Source organism: uncultured Eudoraea sp. (genome assembly GCF_947490415.1).
Classification (GTDB): Bacteria; Bacteroidota; Bacteroidia; order Flavobacteriales; family Flavobacteriaceae; genus Eudoraea.
On the sequence record NZ_CANLGX010000002.1, the window covers coordinates 591,474 to 609,148 of the forward strand.

The 17,675-nt window shown below is 38.0% G+C and carries 18 protein-coding genes; 11 read left to right on the top strand and 7 right to left on the bottom strand.

Annotated elements, in window-relative coordinates; all coding sequences use genetic code 11:
- Nucleotides 1–19 precede the first annotated feature (19 nt).
- Both Q0874_RS07545 and Q0874_RS07550 read left to right on the top strand, forming a co-directional pair.
- Nucleotides 20–289 (top strand): heavy-metal-associated domain-containing protein, encoded by a 270-nt coding sequence (locus Q0874_RS07545; RefSeq protein WP_299161374.1) that lies wholly within the window; start codon nt 20–22, stop codon nt 287–289.
- A complete protein-coding gene (locus Q0874_RS07550; protein ID WP_299161377.1) occupies nt 289–1,344 on the top strand; it encodes a DUF3365 domain-containing protein in 1,056 nt (351 codons plus the stop codon). Before Q0874_RS07545 ends, Q0874_RS07550 begins: the two co-directional genes overlap by 1 nt.
- Before the next feature lie 12 nt (nt 1,345–1,356).
- Here the strand turns inward: Q0874_RS07550 and Q0874_RS07555 are convergent, their stop codons facing one another.
- The 4 genes from Q0874_RS07555 to Q0874_RS07570 are packed head-to-tail and all read right to left on the bottom strand — an operon-like array spanning nt 1,357 to nt 4,876.
- Entirely contained in the window at nt 1,357–2,238 is an 882-nt protein-coding gene (locus Q0874_RS07555; RefSeq protein ID WP_299161380.1) for a sterol desaturase family protein, read from the bottom strand.
- Between the two features lie 12 nt (nt 2,239–2,250).
- Entirely contained in the window at nt 2,251–3,192 is a 942-nt protein-coding gene (locus Q0874_RS07560) for a sulfurtransferase (RefSeq protein ID WP_299161383.1), read from the bottom strand.
- A complete protein-coding gene (locus tag Q0874_RS07565; protein ID WP_299161386.1) occupies nt 3,176–3,655 on the bottom strand; it encodes a monoheme cytochrome C in 480 nt (159 codons plus the stop codon). Before Q0874_RS07565 ends, Q0874_RS07560 begins: the two co-directional genes overlap by 17 nt.
- Nucleotides 3,656–4,876: a sulfite oxidase gene (locus Q0874_RS07570; RefSeq protein ID WP_299161389.1), complete on the bottom strand. Its 1,221-nt coding sequence runs from the start codon at nt 4,874–4,876 to the stop codon at nt 3,656–3,658.
- Nucleotides 4,877–5,235: 359 nt separating this feature from the next.
- Here Q0874_RS07570 and Q0874_RS07575 point away from each other — a divergent pair, with 359 nt between their 5' ends.
- From Q0874_RS07575 to trxB, 9 genes are all read left to right on the top strand, one after another.
- Nucleotides 5,236–5,913, top strand: a complete 678-nt coding sequence (locus Q0874_RS07575; RefSeq protein ID WP_299161392.1) for a DUF6799 domain-containing protein — start codon at nt 5,236–5,238, stop codon at nt 5,911–5,913.
- A gap of 55 nt (nt 5,914–5,968) precedes the next feature.
- A complete protein-coding gene (locus tag Q0874_RS07580) occupies nt 5,969–6,859 on the top strand; it encodes a hypothetical protein (RefSeq protein ID WP_299161395.1) in 891 nt (296 codons plus the stop codon).
- A gap of 32 nt (nt 6,860–6,891) precedes the next feature.
- Nucleotides 6,892–7,545 (top strand): uracil phosphoribosyltransferase, encoded by a 654-nt coding sequence (gene upp, locus Q0874_RS07585; RefSeq protein ID WP_299161398.1) that lies wholly within the window; start codon nt 6,892–6,894, stop codon nt 7,543–7,545.
- A gap of 126 nt (nt 7,546–7,671) precedes the next feature.
- Nucleotides 7,672–8,973, top strand: coding sequence for a TolC family protein (locus tag Q0874_RS07590; RefSeq protein ID WP_299161401.1), 1,302 nt, complete (start codon nt 7,672–7,674; stop codon nt 8,971–8,973).
- Between the two features lie 28 nt (nt 8,974–9,001).
- Nucleotides 9,002–10,069 (top strand): efflux RND transporter periplasmic adaptor subunit, encoded by a 1,068-nt coding sequence (locus Q0874_RS07595; protein ID WP_299161403.1) that lies wholly within the window; start codon nt 9,002–9,004, stop codon nt 10,067–10,069.
- 62 nt (nt 10,070–10,131) lie between these two features.
- Complete coding sequence (locus Q0874_RS07600; RefSeq protein ID WP_299161405.1) at nt 10,132–13,326, top strand: efflux RND transporter permease subunit; 3,195 nt, start codon at nt 10,132–10,134, stop codon at nt 13,324–13,326.
- The gene (locus Q0874_RS07605) at nt 13,323–13,628 is read left to right on the top strand and encodes a hypothetical protein (protein WP_299161408.1); all 306 of its coding nucleotides are present in this window, start codon (nt 13,323–13,325) and stop codon (nt 13,626–13,628) included. The genes Q0874_RS07600 and Q0874_RS07605 overlap by 4 nt, the downstream gene beginning before the upstream one ends.
- Before the next feature lie 12 nt (nt 13,629–13,640).
- Nucleotides 13,641–13,826: a DUF2892 domain-containing protein gene (locus Q0874_RS07610; RefSeq protein ID WP_299161410.1), complete on the top strand. Its 186-nt coding sequence runs from the start codon at nt 13,641–13,643 to the stop codon at nt 13,824–13,826.
- A gap of 161 nt (nt 13,827–13,987) precedes the next feature.
- Nucleotides 13,988–14,953, top strand: coding sequence for a thioredoxin-disulfide reductase (gene trxB / locus Q0874_RS07615; protein WP_299161412.1), 966 nt, complete (start codon nt 13,988–13,990; stop codon nt 14,951–14,953).
- A gap of 82 nt (nt 14,954–15,035) precedes the next feature.
- On the opposite strand, the gene Q0874_RS07620 is transcribed toward trxB, so the two are convergent.
- The 3 genes from Q0874_RS07620 to Q0874_RS07630 all read right to left on the bottom strand — a co-directional run bounded on the left by Q0874_RS07620 (nt 15,036) and on the right by Q0874_RS07630 (nt 17,664).
- Nucleotides 15,036–15,482 carry a hypothetical protein gene (locus Q0874_RS07620; protein WP_299161414.1) on the bottom strand — a complete coding sequence of 149 codons (447 nt, stop codon included), beginning with the start codon at nt 15,480–15,482 and terminating at the stop codon, nt 15,036–15,038.
- Between the two features lie 122 nt (nt 15,483–15,604).
- Nucleotides 15,605–16,654, bottom strand: coding sequence for a pyridoxal phosphate-dependent aminotransferase family protein (locus tag Q0874_RS07625; protein ID WP_299161417.1), 1,050 nt, complete (start codon nt 16,652–16,654; stop codon nt 15,605–15,607).
- A complete protein-coding gene (locus tag Q0874_RS07630) occupies nt 16,651–17,664 on the bottom strand; it encodes a dipeptide epimerase (RefSeq protein ID WP_299161420.1) in 1,014 nt (337 codons plus the stop codon). The genes Q0874_RS07625 and Q0874_RS07630 overlap by 4 nt, the downstream gene beginning before the upstream one ends.
- Nucleotides 17,665–17,675: the final 11 nt, after the last annotated feature.

Here is a 17,675-nt window from a genome sequence, read left to right on the forward strand (position 1 = left end):
AAACAAAATAATATAAATTATGAAGGCCTCAGTAATAGTTCAAAACCTCAAATGTGGTGGTTGTGCAAAAACCATCACTAGTAAATTATCAGAAATGGACCGTCTTTCAGACATTGATGTGGATACAGAAACGGCCACAGTTCATTTTACCTATGAAAATATTGATGATGCCATTTTAGTCAAGGATAAACTAAAAGAACTTGGATATCCTTCCATTGAGTATAGAAATAGTACATCCGCTAAAGCACGCTCATTTTTGAGTTGTGCAAGTGGGAAAATGTCGAAATAATGAAGTTCCAATTATTCTTTTTGGCACTGATATTCTTGGTGTCTTGTAGGGAATCACCCAAAACCAGCCTTCAGGTCATTAATGAGAATTCTCCAAGTATCCCGTCGGCTGATAACACTCATCCGGGAAAAATTTTATTGGAAAAACAATGCTACACCTGTCATAATCCTGAGACTGCGCAGAACGAAATGATAGCACCCCCAATGATCGCAGTTAAGAAACACTATCTCAAAGCAACAACTTCAAGAGACCAATTTGTTAAGGACATCATGTCCTGGGTGAAAGATCCCAGTGAGAAAAATTCGAGAATGCCAGGGGCCTTAAGAAAATTTGGAATAATGCCATATCAATCCTTTCCGGAAGAGACAATTACACAAATTGCGGAATATCTATATGATAATGAGATAGATACACCGGATTGGTTCCAATCCCATACAGGTAAAGGTCAGGGTAAAGGAAAGGGAATGGGGAAAAGAAAGGTAATGGGTGAATGCTCCGGAAATTGTATGGGCAAAGATCAGGGGCAGTGTAAACATATGGGAAAAGCATCCATAGACACCCTTAATAAATATAAGAAGTTAGGTCAGAAGTACGCGGCTGAAGCAAAGGGTGCATTAGGTAAGAAATTAGTGCAGGCTATTACTGAAAAAGGTCCGGATGGCGCAGTTGAATTTTGTAATATAAATGCACTTCCACTAACAGACAGTATATCTTTAGCGAAAGGGGCTACAATAAGGCGTGTTACTGATAAGCCCAGAAACCCTTTAAACAGAGCCAATGAAAAGGAGTTAACTTTTATAGCGGACTTTAAAGAAAAGCTGGTGTCAGGTAAGGCTGTAGATCCAATTTTGGACATAAGGGATGGTCAGATAGACTTTTATTATCCAATTACAACAAACGCCATGTGCCTTCAGTGCCATGGAGTGTCAGAAGAGCAGATCGCAACATCTACTTTAGCCATCCTGGATAAACTCTATCCAAAAGATATGGCCCGGGATTATCATGACAACGAGGTCAGAGGAATCTGGGCCATAAGTTTTAAAGAAAATAATTAAATGAAATTTTCCTTATTGGTCATCCTTAGGTTTCCCAAAGCCATATAATTCCTGATGCACAAAATCATGTGGAAATTTTTCATCTCCGGGGAAACCAAGTTCTATCGTTCCGCTGTCTTCTGGAACATAATTGGTTTTAAAAATATAATCCCAGAGACTTAAACTGATTCCAAAATTAATACCATATCTCCCTTCAGGTAAAGCCTTTACATGATGGTAAAGATGCATAACCGGATTATTTAAAATATACTTCAATGGGCCATAGGTAATTTTAATATTGGAGTGATTTAAATGACCAATGGCAATAGCAAGAAAATGAACCACATATGCCTGCTCTGGTTCAAATCCGCCCAGAATCATTACCCCGAAAACTTTTAGGGGCTTGTATAAGATATTCTCCATCCAATGATAGCGCAGATGGGCGGCAAAGCCCATTTCCTTCACAGAATGATGCACTTTATGAAAATTCCATAAGAAATGATACTTGTGAAGCAGGATATGAGTAAACCATTGAACAAAATCTAAAACAATAAAAAACAAAAGTAATTGTAGCCACATGGGATATAGGGAAATATCTACTATAGCAAGACTTTTAGATGTAATTCCAAGATCGCTGAATAATGCTTCTAATAAATTATAGAATCCGCTAATCGCAATAGCGAACATGAAAAAATTAAAGAACATATAAAAAGCATCCAACCAAAAGTCTTTTCTAAAAATAGATTGGTCCTTCCGCCATGGAAAAAGAATTTCCAGAATCCAAACTGCTAATGAAATTACCACCAGTCCCCAAAAATAGTTCGTATACCAGGGAACATCAAAAATAATAGACTTCCAGGTCCAATTTACACTCCCCGAAAAAGCCGAAACAAATGCATCAATATATTTTTCCATAATTATTTAGTTTTATAATATTATACTATCTTTTTCATAAGGTAATTCGTCAAAATAACTCCATTCCACCCAGGATCCATCATAGTTCCAGACATTTTCAAATCCCATCAATTCTCTTAATACAAAGGTAGTCAAAGATGATCTGTAACCAGTATGACAATAAACAATAATCGTATCTTTTAAACCCATTTCCAAACCCTTGTAAATCTTTTGCAATTCCTCAATGGACCTGAACTTTTTACTGCCCTCGAGATCAACCGAATCTGCCCAATCTATGTGGATACTTTTTGGAATTCTTCCTCCTTTTGAGGCTCCTTTTTTTATATGGATTCCTTTGTATTCTTCAGAACTACGGGTATCAATAAGAATAACATTTTTACTATCATCGCTTATTAAATCCATTAGTTCGTCTTTATCAATCCACAAATTTTTACTACTTTTTTCAGGAAGATAAAATTGGGTAGGGTTATATGAGAAGGGATCTGTTGTAAGTTTTCCACCCACACTTTCCCAGCTCTTTAATCCACCATTTAATATCTTCACCGAATCAAAATCATAGTTTTTTAATAAACACCATAAACGCATAGCATCAGGTGAGCCCTTATCATCATAGACCACAATAAGATCATTATTATCAATTCCTAATTCGCCGAAAAGAAGTTCAATATTTTTCTTACCGGCTCGCATTCCTATATATGGAAATGAACTATCAGAAACATCTGTTCGCCATATATTTAAAGAACCATAAATATGTCCTGTCTTATAATCCTCAGGATTTCTGAAATCAACTATTTTTATATTTTCGTCGTTCAAAATTTTTATTAATTCTTTTGCTTCAATAAGATGTTCCGTGGAAGCATAATTTGTAATGACAAGGTTTTGTTTTTCATTGATTCCCTTGCAGGATAGTAGCAAAATAAACAAAACCGCATATATACTAATCTTTGAGCTCATACCATTCAATATCTGACAATACTTCACGTCTTCCTTTTTTCTGAGGCGGGTAATTAGTCACCAGATAGTTTACAATTATTGCTTCATTATTTCCCAAATCCCATAAATTTTGTGTTTCCTGCATCCACCTGATGGTCGCAATCCAGCGTTCCTCATTCATTCTATTTTGGGTGACTAGTTTTGCAGAATGGCAATTTGTACAATTATTCACCACTGTCATTAAGCCATCAGCTTCTATAAGACCGGTTCTGACATGTATGCCATTTTCAATCTTGTCAAAATCATCTGATTCCTGGATAGAAACATATTCCGGCTCAACTTCTGTTGCCTTTTTCCTGGTCCAATCAGGGTTAGATAACAAAAACAGGATTCCGATTGCAGCTACAATGAATAAGCCGAATAAGCCCGCCATAAGTCTATAGATGGCTTTTACTTGTTGTTTGAACTTAGAGTGCTCCTGCATTTATGTAACCTTTACTGCAATTCTATGGCATGCGTTATTAAGGTAACCCTTTGGATTCCAGCCTGGTAATAGCATGGGTTGACTTATACCGTTGGAATCCGTGGCCCGAGCCCAAACTTCATAATAACCTTCTTTTGGAAAGTCTATTGAAGCATTAAAATGTTGCCACGCCAATCTGTTTGCCGGTTTTTCTATTGGACAGGGCTGCCAGGTGGAACCAAAATCTATGGAATATTCCATTTTTACTACTTCAAGCTCTCCGGCCCAGGCATGTCCCCGGATGTCCAGTTTTTTACCTTTATTAATCATAGCCCCCGATTTCGGATAGGTTATTAATGATTTTACAGGCATAGATTCAATAATGCACATATCCTCTTCTTTAACCTTTTCGCCCGGAGCTACAGGATTACAAGGCACCCTATACGCATCGCCGGTCATTTTGGTGCCATCATGTACCTTATTTCGAATACTTATTCTATTTACCCATTTCCCGGAAACTGAAGCCGGCCAGCCCCCGGCAATCAGCCTTAAAGGGTAACCATGGGCTAAAGGAATGTCCTCGTTGTTCATTTTAAAAGCCAGTAAGGTTTCCTCCTGCAGAGCCTTTATCATCGGGGCGCCACGGGAAATTGGCTCTTTCCCCGGATCCCTGCTTAAATGTAAATCCGCAGCGTGATATCCAATGTAAACTGCGTCATCTTTTATTCCAACATCTTCCAAAACATCTTTTAGCCTTATTCCGGTCCAGGTAGCACAGGAAACCGCCCCAATTGTCCATTGATTTCCTTTTGCGGGCGGGTCAAATTCACTTCGGCCATTACCGCCACATTCCAGGGTTAATTGGTAGGTATACTGCGGAAATTTTGATTTTAACTCTGCCAGGGTATAGGTTTTCTCTTGCCTTACGGACTCTCCATCGAATGTTAAGGTCCAACTGTTAGCATCTATGTTTTCCGGGATTAATCCATTGTTTCGAATAAACATAAACTTGTTAGGCGTTATTTTATCATCCAAAAGGTGAGCCTTTGCTTCAATATTCCAGGGTTTGTCGTTTAGCACGACCATCCCTTTATCCTTGTCAAACATTTTGAAGGGGTCGGGGTCCTGGAAGGCTAGTGGTTTGTAGCCTTCGGGCATAACCGAACCAAATACAATATCCGCTCCTATTACAGAGGCCATGGTGCCTATAGTCGCCTTTTTAACAAAGTTTCGTCTTTTCATTATTCAGTTTATTTCTAAAGATTCTAAATTAAGAATTTATTTAATAACGTAAGTGTAACAAATGTTACTATACTTCAAATATTAGTAAAATATATTTAAGGAATCATGTAATTTTTGAGGAAAATAGGAGCATGGTTAATGCACATAAAGAACTCGAATCTTTTTAAAATAAGATATATGGAATCCGTAAATATCCGAAATTTGATACTTCCTAAATTTTATAGAAAAATTTTTCTGAATGTAACATATGTTGCACAAAACCCCTGTATTTATTAAGGTTGCATGACTATGGTCATTGCCCTGGTTGTTTTAGTCTTATAAGTTTGTAACATTATTTATTAATATTAAATCTCAATACCATGAAAAGAAATTTAGTTTTATTGGCGCTTATAGTTTTAGGATCTATGGCGCTCACGGCCCAGGAAAGAGATCAGGATAGAATTCAGGATCAAGACCGTACCAAATTGGTTATGGTTAATGGCGAAATGTTAGAATTAAGAGATAGGGCAGAAATGCGCCTTAAAGATAGACAGACCTTAGCAGACGGATCTGTGGTGTCTCCAGACGGCACCTATGAAACCGCGGATGGTGACCGCCTGAAACTGAAAAATGGGGAATGTTTAGATGGTGATGGTATCAAATATCGGAATGAATATCAATACCGCTATAAAGTAGGTCAGGAGAATAAAGGTTTAACCCAGGATCAAATTCGGGAACGAAATCAAAATAGAGTCCAATATACTTTGGTTGACGGAGATATGTATGTGGTAAGAAATCAGACGCAGCAACGTTTACAAGAAAGTCTGGACCTTGGAAATGGAGTTGTAGTGAACCCTGATGGAAGTTTTCAAACAAGAGATCAAAAAAGATTACAACTGAAGGATGGAGAATGCCTGAATGCTGATGGTCAAATGTTTAGTAATATGTATCAGTATCGAAAAATGATCATCCAAAAAAATATGGCCCCTCAAAAAAAGATGATAAAAAAAGGTGTAAATAAGCCTACTGCGAAAAAGAAAAAAATAAGCAAAAAATAAACATTATAGAGGGCTCCTGTTCAATTCGGGGGCCCTTTATTTAAAGTAATCCAAAATGAAGATTCGACTTATTTTGAATTTTTTTTTATTTTCAATTATCCCTATAGTTCTTATAGGGCAAGACCCTGTTAAAACCACTAATGATATTGTTAATGAGGATTTTTCCTATTTTTTGGCAGATGTTAGTTATGTTAATGATTATGTTTTTATGGGCAGGCGCGATTCTATTGCCGCCCCTTATCTGTTCCCTTCTCTGGGGTATTATAATAAATCAGGCTTTTTCGCTGATGCGTCCTTATCCTTCCTTACAGGATCTCAAGCCAGTGGGGTTGACCTTATTTTATTCAGTGCGGGTTACATCTTCAATTCAAACAACTTTAGCGGCGGTATTTCAGGGACGGCTTACTTTTTCAATGCGGAAAGTAACAATGTGATGTCATCAGTAACCGGCAGTCTGACAGGTATTGTAGGCTATGATTTCGGGATGCTGGAAACCACACTCTCTTTAAGTAGTTATTTCAATGATGGCAGTTCCACAGATTTTATTACCGGGTTGATGATCAACCGTATTTTTTACACTAAGAATAAAAATCTAATGATTAACCCCAGTATTTCTTTGTATGCCGGAACACAATATTTTTATCAGCAGTACTATAATAGCAGTCGCCTGGGAAACAGAAAAGGCAAAGGCATGGCTAATACAGGTTCCGGAACGGTAGATTCCAATATGATTAATATTGAACAAGTTCAAAAATTTAATGTTCTGAATATGGAGATAGAGATTCCATTACATTACAATTTCAAACATTTTATCTTTTCATTCTACCCCATGATGGCATTCCCTCAAAGCAGCGCTACTATAATCAATGAAGATACTATAGTGACAGAAGATCTTAAGCCGGTTTTCTATTGGTCAGCCGGGATAAGTTACTGGTTTAAATCCTAAAAAATGTATCTTTAAGGTAAATCATAAAATGAATGATCATTCATAATTTTGGAGCTGAAAACTCCTTGCTAAATCAATTCGTCGCAGAACTTAGGGATATAAAAATTCAAAAGGATTCCATGCGTTTTCGAAGGAATATTGAACGGATTGGTGAAATCCTTTGTTATGAATTAAGCAAAACTCTAAATTATAAGGTAAGTACAGTTCAAACACCCTTTGGCCATAAAGCCATGGCATTGCCATTAGACAACCTGGTTTTGTGTTCTGTTTTAAGGGCGGGTTTGCCCTTACATCGTGGACTTTTGAATTATTTTGACAAAGCTGAGAACGCTTTTATTTCTGCCTACAGGCATCATCCGGCAGGAGGCAACGAATTTGATGTAATCGTTAAATATTTTGCTGCTCCGGCTTTGGGGGGTAAAACACTCATATTAACAGACCCTATGCTGGCAACCGGTAAGACTCTAGAGAATGTATTAAATGCCTTAAAAAACCATGGTCAACCTAAACAGATACATATTATTTCTGTTATTGGTTCTAAAGTAGGGATAGAATATGTGAAAAGTGTTTTCCCGGATAATACGCACTTGTGGATTGCTACTATTGATGATGAATTGACCGCCAAAGGATATATCATTCCCGGATTGGGCGATGCCGGGGATCTTGCTTACGGAACCAAACTTTAATTTCTTTTTAATCATCTCAGGATAATCTGCTTGCATACTCTGTAACATAAGTTACCATATTTCAGTAACATAGGTTACCGTTTGCACTTTCTTCTAAGCTTAATTTTGCTTCAAAATAATTAGTTGATGAAGAATACACTACAAATACTGATCATGTTGAGCGTTTTTTTTATAAATGCTCAAAAAGACGTACTTATTACCAAGGGGGAGGTAATGAACAGGGTGATGGAGTACAATTCAACCTTAAAAATCACAGAAAAAGATATTATGGCTGCTGAGGGTGATTTTAGGCAAACCAATGCCGTACTATTGCCCAATATTAGTCTTTCACATACAGGCATAGCCACTAACAATCCGTTGATGGCTTTTGGTGTTAAATTAAATCAGCAAATTGTAACACAAGCCGATTTTAATCCGGACCGCCTGAATAACCCAAGTCAAATTGAAGATTATGCAACCCGGTTTGAGATTCAACAACCCCTGTTGAATTTTGATGGTTTCTACCAGCGCAAAGCAGCAAAAGCCAAATTGACAGCCTCGGAATACCAATCGGGGCGCACGCGGGATTACATGATGCTAGAGGTTGAAAAAGCATACATGCAGTTACAGCTGGCATACAAAACAGTAGAAGTTTTGGAACAAACAAAAGTGGCTGCTATGGAAAACAAAAGGCTTGCAGACAACAGTTTCAAACAGGGATACCTTCAACGATCTGATGTACTGGCGGTGGAAGTGCGAGTTACAGAAATTGATAATCAACTGCAATATGCAAAGAGTAATATTCAAAATGCCTCCAATTACTTGTCGGTTATGATGAATGACTCCACCTACCAGATAATGGTCCCAGCCGATTCACTCAAGGTTTTTGCAAACCAATTTTCTTTGGAAAATGTATCGGAGAATAGAAAGGATATTTTGGCAATGGAATCAGCTAAAGAGGCCTATTACCAAACATATAGGTCGGATAAAATGAGTTTTTTACCAAAATTGAATGCCTTTGGGACCTACGAATTACATGATGAACAGGTGTTTCGCGGAAGTGCCAGCGGCTATCTTTTTGGGGCGGAATTGAGATGGGACATCCTGAACGGGACTAAACGGTTTGGTAAAGCCCATAAAAGTAAAGCAGAGTTTGAAAAAGCCACATTGGAATTAGAGCAATACAAATCAGAAAGTCAGCTAGAACTCAACAAAGCGAGACGGATGCTTCAGGATACCAAAAATAATCTGGAGCTTACCACCCTGGCTTTAAATCAATCCAAAGAAGCACTCAGAATTCGCAGCAATCGTTTTGCACAAGGTTTGGAAAAAACGACGGATCTGCTCTTAGCTGAAACGCAATATGCTCAGAAACAACTGGAATATTATTTTACCATTTTTCAGCATAATTCTGCTGTGGCCTACATGGAATTTTTAACAAAGGAATAATTAAATAATGAAGAATAAAAACCGAAATATGCAAAAATTATACGTGATACTTCTGATACTTCTTGTCTGGAGTTGCAGTACTAAAGAGAAGAAAGAGCAACAGGCAAATGAGCTTGTTATTCCTGTAACCGTAAGAATGGTTGGTGAGATTGATGGCCCGAATATGATTTCCACCAGTGGAACGATAGAAGCCGTCAAAAGTGCCAACTTAAGCACCCGTATCATGGGCCATGTAGACAAGATTCATGTCAGGATAGGGGATAAGGTTACTAAAGGACAACTTTTGTTGAGCATCAACAACACGGAACTGTCTGCGAAGCTTGCCCAGGTAAATGCCGGAATTGCTGAAGCTACAGCAGCCTATAACAATTCAGAAAAAGACCTGAAAAGGTTTACCGCTTTGTTTAACGAAAATAGCGCTTCACAAAAGGAGCTGGATGATATAACTGCTAATTTCAATATGGCCAAAGCGAGACTGGAGGGCGCAAGGCAAATGAAAAATGAAGTAAATGCACAATTTTCTTATGCAGATATTCGCGCTCCTTTTAACGGAGTAGTAACCAATAAGTTCATAAACCCCGGTGATATGGCAAATCCTGGAAAGCCTCTTCTTGAAGTAGAAGCTCCCGGGAAATATCAGGTACTCACTTTAGTTCCCGAATCTGAAATAACAAAAATCAAACAGGGCATGGAAGTGCAGGTAAGTTTAAATACTTTGAATGAGAATGTCCCGGGTGAAGTTATTGAGGTAAGTAGCTCATCTAAAAACACAGGTGGTCAGTATCATGTTAAAGTGTCCTTATCGGAAACAAGCGCGCCTATCCTATCCGGGATGTATGCCACAGTCAAATTTCCTATAGCAGGCGAAAATCAATCAGGAGCAACTTTAATACCACTTGAGGCAGTTGTTCAAAAAGGTCAATTATCCGGAGTATATACCGTAAGCGAGAGTAACACCGCCCTTCTCAGATGGCTTCGTTTAGGACGGACCTATGGTGATAAGGTTGAGGTTTTATCCGGCTTAACAGCAGATGAAAGTTTTATTGTTTCAGCAAATGGAAAATTATATAACGGGGCTAAAATATCTATACAATAGATCCGGGTTAGGTTTATTTACCACCCACCAAGAAAAGAAGTTCATAAAGCAATAATAAAAATATGAAAGAAGGATTAGCAGGGAAAATTGCAAAGTCATTTATAGGATCAAAGTTAACAGTGCTCCTAATGATAGTTTTTATGATCATTGGAGTATACAGCTCCTTTTTAATTCCAAGGGAGGAAGAACCTCAGATTGATGTTCCCATTGCTGATATTTTTGTGGGATACCCGGGAGCCAGCCCTACCGAAGTTGAGTCAAGGGTGGTAAAGCCTCTGGAAAAACTTATCTCCAATATCAAAGGGGTTGAATATGTTTATTCTACTTCCATGAATGAACAGGCCATGGTTATTGTGCAGTTTTATGTGGGGGAGGATATTGAGCGGTCTTTTGTTAAACTCTATAATGAGATTAATAAGCATATGGATATCATGCCACAGGGCGTGACTTTTCCTTTGGTGAAAACCAGGGCCATTGATGACGTGCCAATGCTGGGGTTAACCTTGTGGAGTGAGAGTTACGATGATTACCAATTGAAGCAGATTGCACAGGAGGTTACTGACGAAATTGAAAAGATAAATGATGTTTCAGCTATCCAAAAAATTGGTGGCAGGAACAGGCAATTAAGGGTAGTACTCGACAAAAACAAGATGGCAGAAAGCGGCCTTGATTTTCTTTCTGTTGCCCAGATGATAAAGGCCAACAATAGCCAGCTAAACAGTGGTAGTTTTGATAAATATGATACAGAGTTCACCGTAACCACCGGAAGATTTTTGGAGACTACAGAGGATGTTGAAAATTTGGTAGTAGGCGTTCAACAAAATAAACCAATATACCTTAAACAAATTGCGGCAATACATGATGGAGCTGAATTGCCCAAAAATTATGTCTCTCTTGGTTTTGGCCAGGCAAGCGAAAATGCCCGACTGTATAATTCTGAATATCCGGCTGTTACCATTTCCATAGCCAAACGAAAGGGAGCAGATGCAATGAAGATTTCGGATGTTATCCTGAAAAAAGTAGATCATCTGAAACAAAATCTGATTCCGTCAGATGTACATGTGGAAGTTACCCGAAATTATGGAGAAACTGCTTCTCAAAAAGTATCAGAATTACTTATGCACCTTATAGGCGCAATCATTGCGGTCACATTTGTGGTTATGTTAGCCATGGGTTGGCGAGGTGGTTTGGTGGTGTTTTTATCAGTCCCAATTACATTTGCCCTTACATTACTCAGCTATTATATGCTGGACTATACGCTTAATAGAATAACTCTTTTCGCTCTGGTGTTTGTAACAGGAATAGTGGTTGATGATTCCATAATTATTGCAGAGAACATGCACCGGCATTTTAAAATGAAGCGTTTGCCGTTCAAACAAGCTGCACTTTACGCCATAAATGAAGTTGGAAACCCAACAATTCTGGCAACTTTTACGGTAATTGCATCGGTTTTACCAATGGCTTTTGTTTCAGGATTAATGGGCCCATATATGTCCCCAATGCCAATTGGAGCATCGATAGCAATGATATTGTCCTTGTTTGTGGCACTTACAATTACTCCTTACCTCGGTTTTATTTTTCTGCGTGAAAAGGAAAAAAAGGGAAAGAAAAAAGAAGAGAAACAACTAGAGGAAACTTTTATATATAGGATCTACGAGAGATTTGAAAAACCTTTGTTGGAAAATAAAAAAATACGCTGGATATTTCTGGGAATAACTTTCATTTTGTTATTGGCTTCGGTAGCCATGTTCTTTACCAAAACGGTTGCTGTAAAAATGCTGCCTTTCGATAATAAAAACGAATTTCAGGTGGTCATAGACATGCCTGAAGGTACAACACTTGAAAGGACTGCTGTTGTTGCAAAAGAAATTTCCCAGTATTTATCTACCCGTCCTGAGGTTATTAATTATCAAAGTTATGTAGGAACTTCAGCCCCTATCACCTTTAATGGACTGGTAAGACACTATGATCTCAGGAGCGGTAGCAATGTTGCTGATATCCAGGTAAACTTAGTAGATAAACACGAAAGAAGTGCTCAAAGTCATCAGATTGCAAGCCTTCTGCGCCCTGAAATTAGAAAAATCGGACTAAAATATAATGCGAACGTAAAAGTGGTGGAAGTACCACCGGGACCACCTGTTTTATCAACCATCGTAGGAGAAATTTATGGACCGGATTATGAAGAGCAGATTGCTGTCGCCAATCAGGTACGGAGCCTGTTAAACAATACCAAAGATGTGGTGGATGTGGATTGGATGGTAGAAGCAGACCAAACCGAGTATGAATTCATCATAGATAAGCAAAAGGCTATGCTTTATGGTGTGACACCACAGCAAATTACGCAAACATTAAATTTGGCCCTTTCTGAAAGAGCCATAACCAACTTGTATGATGAAGATGCATCCAACCAGGTAGACCTGATACTTGCCCTGGACGAAAAAGAGAAATCCACCATCAATGATATTTCTCAACTCAAGGTTAAATCAAAAATGGCAACTATGAATACCATAGGGGATTTAACGGATATTAATAAAACCTTTACTGCCAAAAGCATTTATAGAAAAAATCAAAAACGGGTGGTTTATGTGGTTGCTGATATGGCTGGGGAATTGGAGAGCCCGGTTTATGCTATCCTGGGAATGAGTGATAAATTAAAGGAAATAGATATTCCGGAAGGATATAAGCTTGAAGAACTATACATTAAACAACCAGATTTTGAAGATGATTACACTATAAAATGGGATGGAGAGTGGCAAGTTACATTGGAGGTATTCAGGGATTTGGGAATTGCATTTCTTGGGGTTATTGTCATTATCTATATTTTAATAGTAGGGTGGTTTCAAAATTTTAAGGCACCCATAGTGATGATGGTGGCAATTCCACTTTCTTTGGTGGGAATTGTTCTGGGCCATTGGTTGTTAGATGCATTTTTTACAGCTACTTCTTTTATTGGAATGATAGCATTGGCGGGAATAATGGTAAGAAATTCCGTACTGCTTATAGACTTTATAAACCTTCGTGTGGCAGAAGGTATTCCTTTAAAACAAGCGGTTATTGACGCAGGCGCAGTTCGTACAACTCCCATACTCTTAACCGCCGGTACTGTCGTAATTGGTGCCTTTGTCATTCTTTTTGACCCTATTTTTCAGGGCTTGGCAATTTCATTAATGGGAGGAACTATTGCTTCAACAGTACTTACGCTGCTGGTTGTACCACTCGTATATTATTTGATAGAACGTAAAAATCACAAAATATGAAATTACTAATCGTTACCGTTGTAGATCAGTTTGATGAAGACATTCTGCGGCTTTTTAAAAAAGCCAAAATAGAGAGTTTTAGCGGTTCGGAAATAGATGGATATAAACAACAGGCATCCCTGTTAATGAGCTCAAAATGGTTTCCGACAGTTAAGGGGGGGGTAGAGTCCAGTCTTTTTTTCTCTTTTACAGAAGATGATAAAATAGATGTTATCTTTAGTTTGATTGAAGAGTTTAATAAAAATCTGGTAACCAACAATCCCATAAAAGCGATTGTAGTTCCCATAGAAAGATCAATATAAAATATAATAAGTATGAAAAACAGAATTGTTAGGGCTGTAGCCGGAACCTTTGTTCTAATTAGCTTAATGCTGGCCATTTACGTAAACATTAATTGGTTATGGTTTACTGCCTTCGTTGGTGTAAACCTCTTACAGTCATCATTCACAAAATGGTGTTTAATGGAAGATATTTTATCCAAATTTGGTATAAAGGATTAGGTAAATACTTTGATTATTATTCAAAAGTTGATTTGAATTATATGAGAAAGACAGCAATGATAAACTTTAATAATTATAATAACTTTTTATAACTTTTAAAGTAAGGTTTATCTTGAAAATCCTACTTTTATGGCATAATAATTATAGTTTAATATTTAATCATGTCAGAAAAAATTGAACGTGTAAAAACACTTATACTTGGTTCAGGTCCTGCAGGTTATACGGCTGCTATTTATGCAGCCAGAGCAGATCTGAAACCAATTATGTATACCGGGATGGAGCCCGGAGGGCAATTAACAACCACCACGGAAGTGGATAATTTCCCCGGTTACCCTGAAGGGATAGACGGACCTACAATGATGGTGCAGTTGCAGCAACAGGCAGAACGCTTTGGAACAGAAGTCCGAATAGGAATGGCTACTGCGGTTGATTTCAGTAATGAAGTTGGCGGGATTCACAAAGTAACCATAGATGATTCTAAAGTAATTGAGGCAGAAACCGTTATTATTTCTACAGGTGCAACTGCAAAATATTTAAATATTCCCAGTGAGCAGCGTTTGCGCGGAGGCGGTGTATCGGCCTGTGCGGTTTGCGATGGATTTTTTTACAAAGGACAAGATGTAGCAATAGTAGGAGGTGGTGATACAGCCGCTGAGGAGGCTTCATATCTTGCAAACATTTGTAATAAAGTTACCATGTTGGTTCGAAAGGATTTTATGAGAGCCTCTAAGGCTATGCAACATAGAGTAAACAGTTTGCCAAACATTGATCTGCGATATAATTCGGAAGTGGATGAAGTATTGGGCGAGCAGGTTGTTGAAGGTTTACGTATCGTGAATAATAAAACAGGTGAAAAAGAAGAAATTCCTATTACAGGATTCTTTGTTGCCATAGGTCATAAACCCAATACAGAAATTTTCAAGGGTCAGTTAGAGATGGATGAAACAGGCTATCTAATAACACATGGTAAATCTACTAAAACCAGCAGGCCAGGAGTCTTTGCCAGTGGTGATGTTCAGGATAAGGAATACAGACAAGCGGTGACAGCAGCAGGAACGGGTTGTATGGCAGCATTGGATGCGGAACGTTATTTGGCAACCATTGAAACTCCTCAGGAAGTATCCTGATTTAACAGGCAATCCATTTGCTTTTAAAATAAAAAGACCGCTAAAACATAGCGGTCTTTTTATTTTCCGGAGAAACCAGATCCTAATTTATTCTTTTGTAATTTTCGGAGAAAGTCCTGTTGCCATCGGCATCAATTGATATCTGACTATAGGTGTTATCCTTCAAAACTAATTCAAATGTGAATTCGCGTAAAGTATCTAAGGCCTTCATCATGTGATAATCCCCGTATTCAATCGTTTCTATTAAATCGGTGTCAGTTATCCTATAGGAACCGTAACCAAACCTGCCAATGGTATCGTTCGGATCTGTGCGTGACCACATTACTTTCCCATCATAATACATTTTTACCTGTCTGTAACCTTCTTGTATTTTGGCAGTATCTGTTACTTCCTGTCCATCATAGTTATAAAAGCTTTGCAGTTCCCAGGTTCCTTCCATGGTATGCATAGTGTTAGGTTTTAAAGATGTGGTTGAAGTAGCCGTGACCAAAATCATCATCAATAAAACTAATCCAAGAAATTTTTTCATGGTTTTGTGTTTTAAATAGTTATTCTTAAAGATATCTTAAAAGTTACAAATTTTTTTGTAAAACCAACAGAATATCAGGGATTAAATTATGAATTGTAAATGGCCGGCCTTTAGTCTAAATATTAATCGTAAAAAGAATTAATAAGTGAGGTAATTTTTATTATGTCTTTCTCAGTATGTAAGGCAGTTAATACTATCCTGCTTTTTAAGCTGGCTTCTTCTGAGGGATAATTGAAATCGGTCACAATAATTCCGTTATTGTACAGAAATTTGGTTAATTCAGGATCGGAATAACCAAATACCGGGAATCCTTGTATAAAGGTAAATTTCTTTCGATCATTTATAAGATTTAAGAAAAAAACCGTAGTACCATCCAATGTCCTTTTTTTAGATTTATATATCTCTTCAGCCTGTATTAGAGTGGCCATACTTGCAGGTGATGGGGGTGAAGCTCCGGCGTAAAAATCCGTTTTAATTACTTCTTTTAATCTGTGCCTGCAGCCAAAGATTGCGCCTGCATCTATACCTAAGGCTTTACCCAAAGAACAACAAATTAATAGCTCTTTGGGTTTGAAATTCGAGAGAATTTGGAAAACACCACTATTGCCGGGGCCTATTTGTCCAATGCCGTGTGAATCATCTGCCACTAGTATACATTTATTTAGCGGCAACGATGTTAACCCTTGAAATTGCGGATAGTTGTAGCCTGAGAAATCTATGGTATCTAATAGAATAACTGGTGTTGCCTCTTTGTTTGATGACAGATGGTCCTTTAAAGCAATATTCAAAGCCGAATAAGTGATATAGGGTTTAATTTTGGATTGGTAAAGGGCAGAATGACTGTTTGGTGTATAAAACAACTGATATTGCTTTCCACTGAATAAGCTGCAAATTAATTGCCCCGCAAGATATCCTGATGATAGGACTGCACAGTCTTCACTGCCCACCCATTTAGAAAGATGAGTTTCCGCTTCTCTATAAATCGATAGCTGAACATTGGACTTTCTGGAAGCACCGTAGCTGATACCATATTTTTTGATGTTTGCGATAAAAATACTCTGGAATTCCCTATCAGTTTGCAACCCAAAATAGCTGGTTCCACCGAAGTAAAGAAATTTCTTCTGCTCAATTACAATTTCGCGGCCCGGAAAAGAATGTATATAAGAGGTCATTTGAATAATTCTATTCCGCTGCCATTTATTTCAGGAAAAATAACACGGCCTTTTTCTTTAATTTGAACCCCCGCTGCAATATCCTCGGCTAATAGCATTGCCCCATCCATATCTACATAATCTAATTTCGGCAATAGCTGGGCAATGGCAGAAATCCCAACGGTAGATTCCGTCATGCACCCTACCATGACTTTCAAACCTAGTTCCCTGGCTTTATCTATCATTCGCAAAGCCGGCGTCAGTCCCCCGCATTTAGTCAATTTAATATTTATACCATTAAAATGGAGCCAGCATTTCCCTACGTCGCCCTCTTCTATGCAACTTTCGTCAGCAATTACCGGAAGAACACTTTGGTGAATTACTTTTTCCATCCCTTCCCAATCATCGGCCTTTAGAGGCTGTTCTAAAAACTCTACACCCAGGTCTTTTAACAAGGGCGCATTGTGAATAGTCTCGTTCGCGGTCCAGGCACAATTGGCATCAATCCTGAAAATAGCATTTGTATGTTTGCGTAACTCTTTAATAATGGCCACATCATTATCCGTTCCTAACTTAATTTTGTAAATGGGCCAGGGCTTTTCTTTTATTTTTGCGACCATTTTATCTACAGTATCCAGACCAATCGTATAATTGGTAACAGGATAATTTTCAATAGAAGTACCCCAAATCTCATACAGTGGTTTTCCAATGATTTTACCATAGAGGTCATGCGCCGCGAGATCTAAAGCACATAAGGCAAAATTGCTCAATCCCCTAGAAGCAATAAATGAATAAAAATCTTCAGCATCATGAAAATTGTAGGACTCTATTTCCCGGCGAATTCCCTCTATTTCAGAGATCATACTTTCACAGCTAATACCGTAATACGGATTAGAAGTTGCTTCACCGTAGCCGGTACAATTTTCAGACGAGAGAGAAACTATTAAAGTATCTTGTGAATCATGAGATTCCCTTGAAATACTAAAGGTATGTTTTAAGGTTAAAGTGTACTTTTTTAGATTGAGATTCATTAATCAATTGT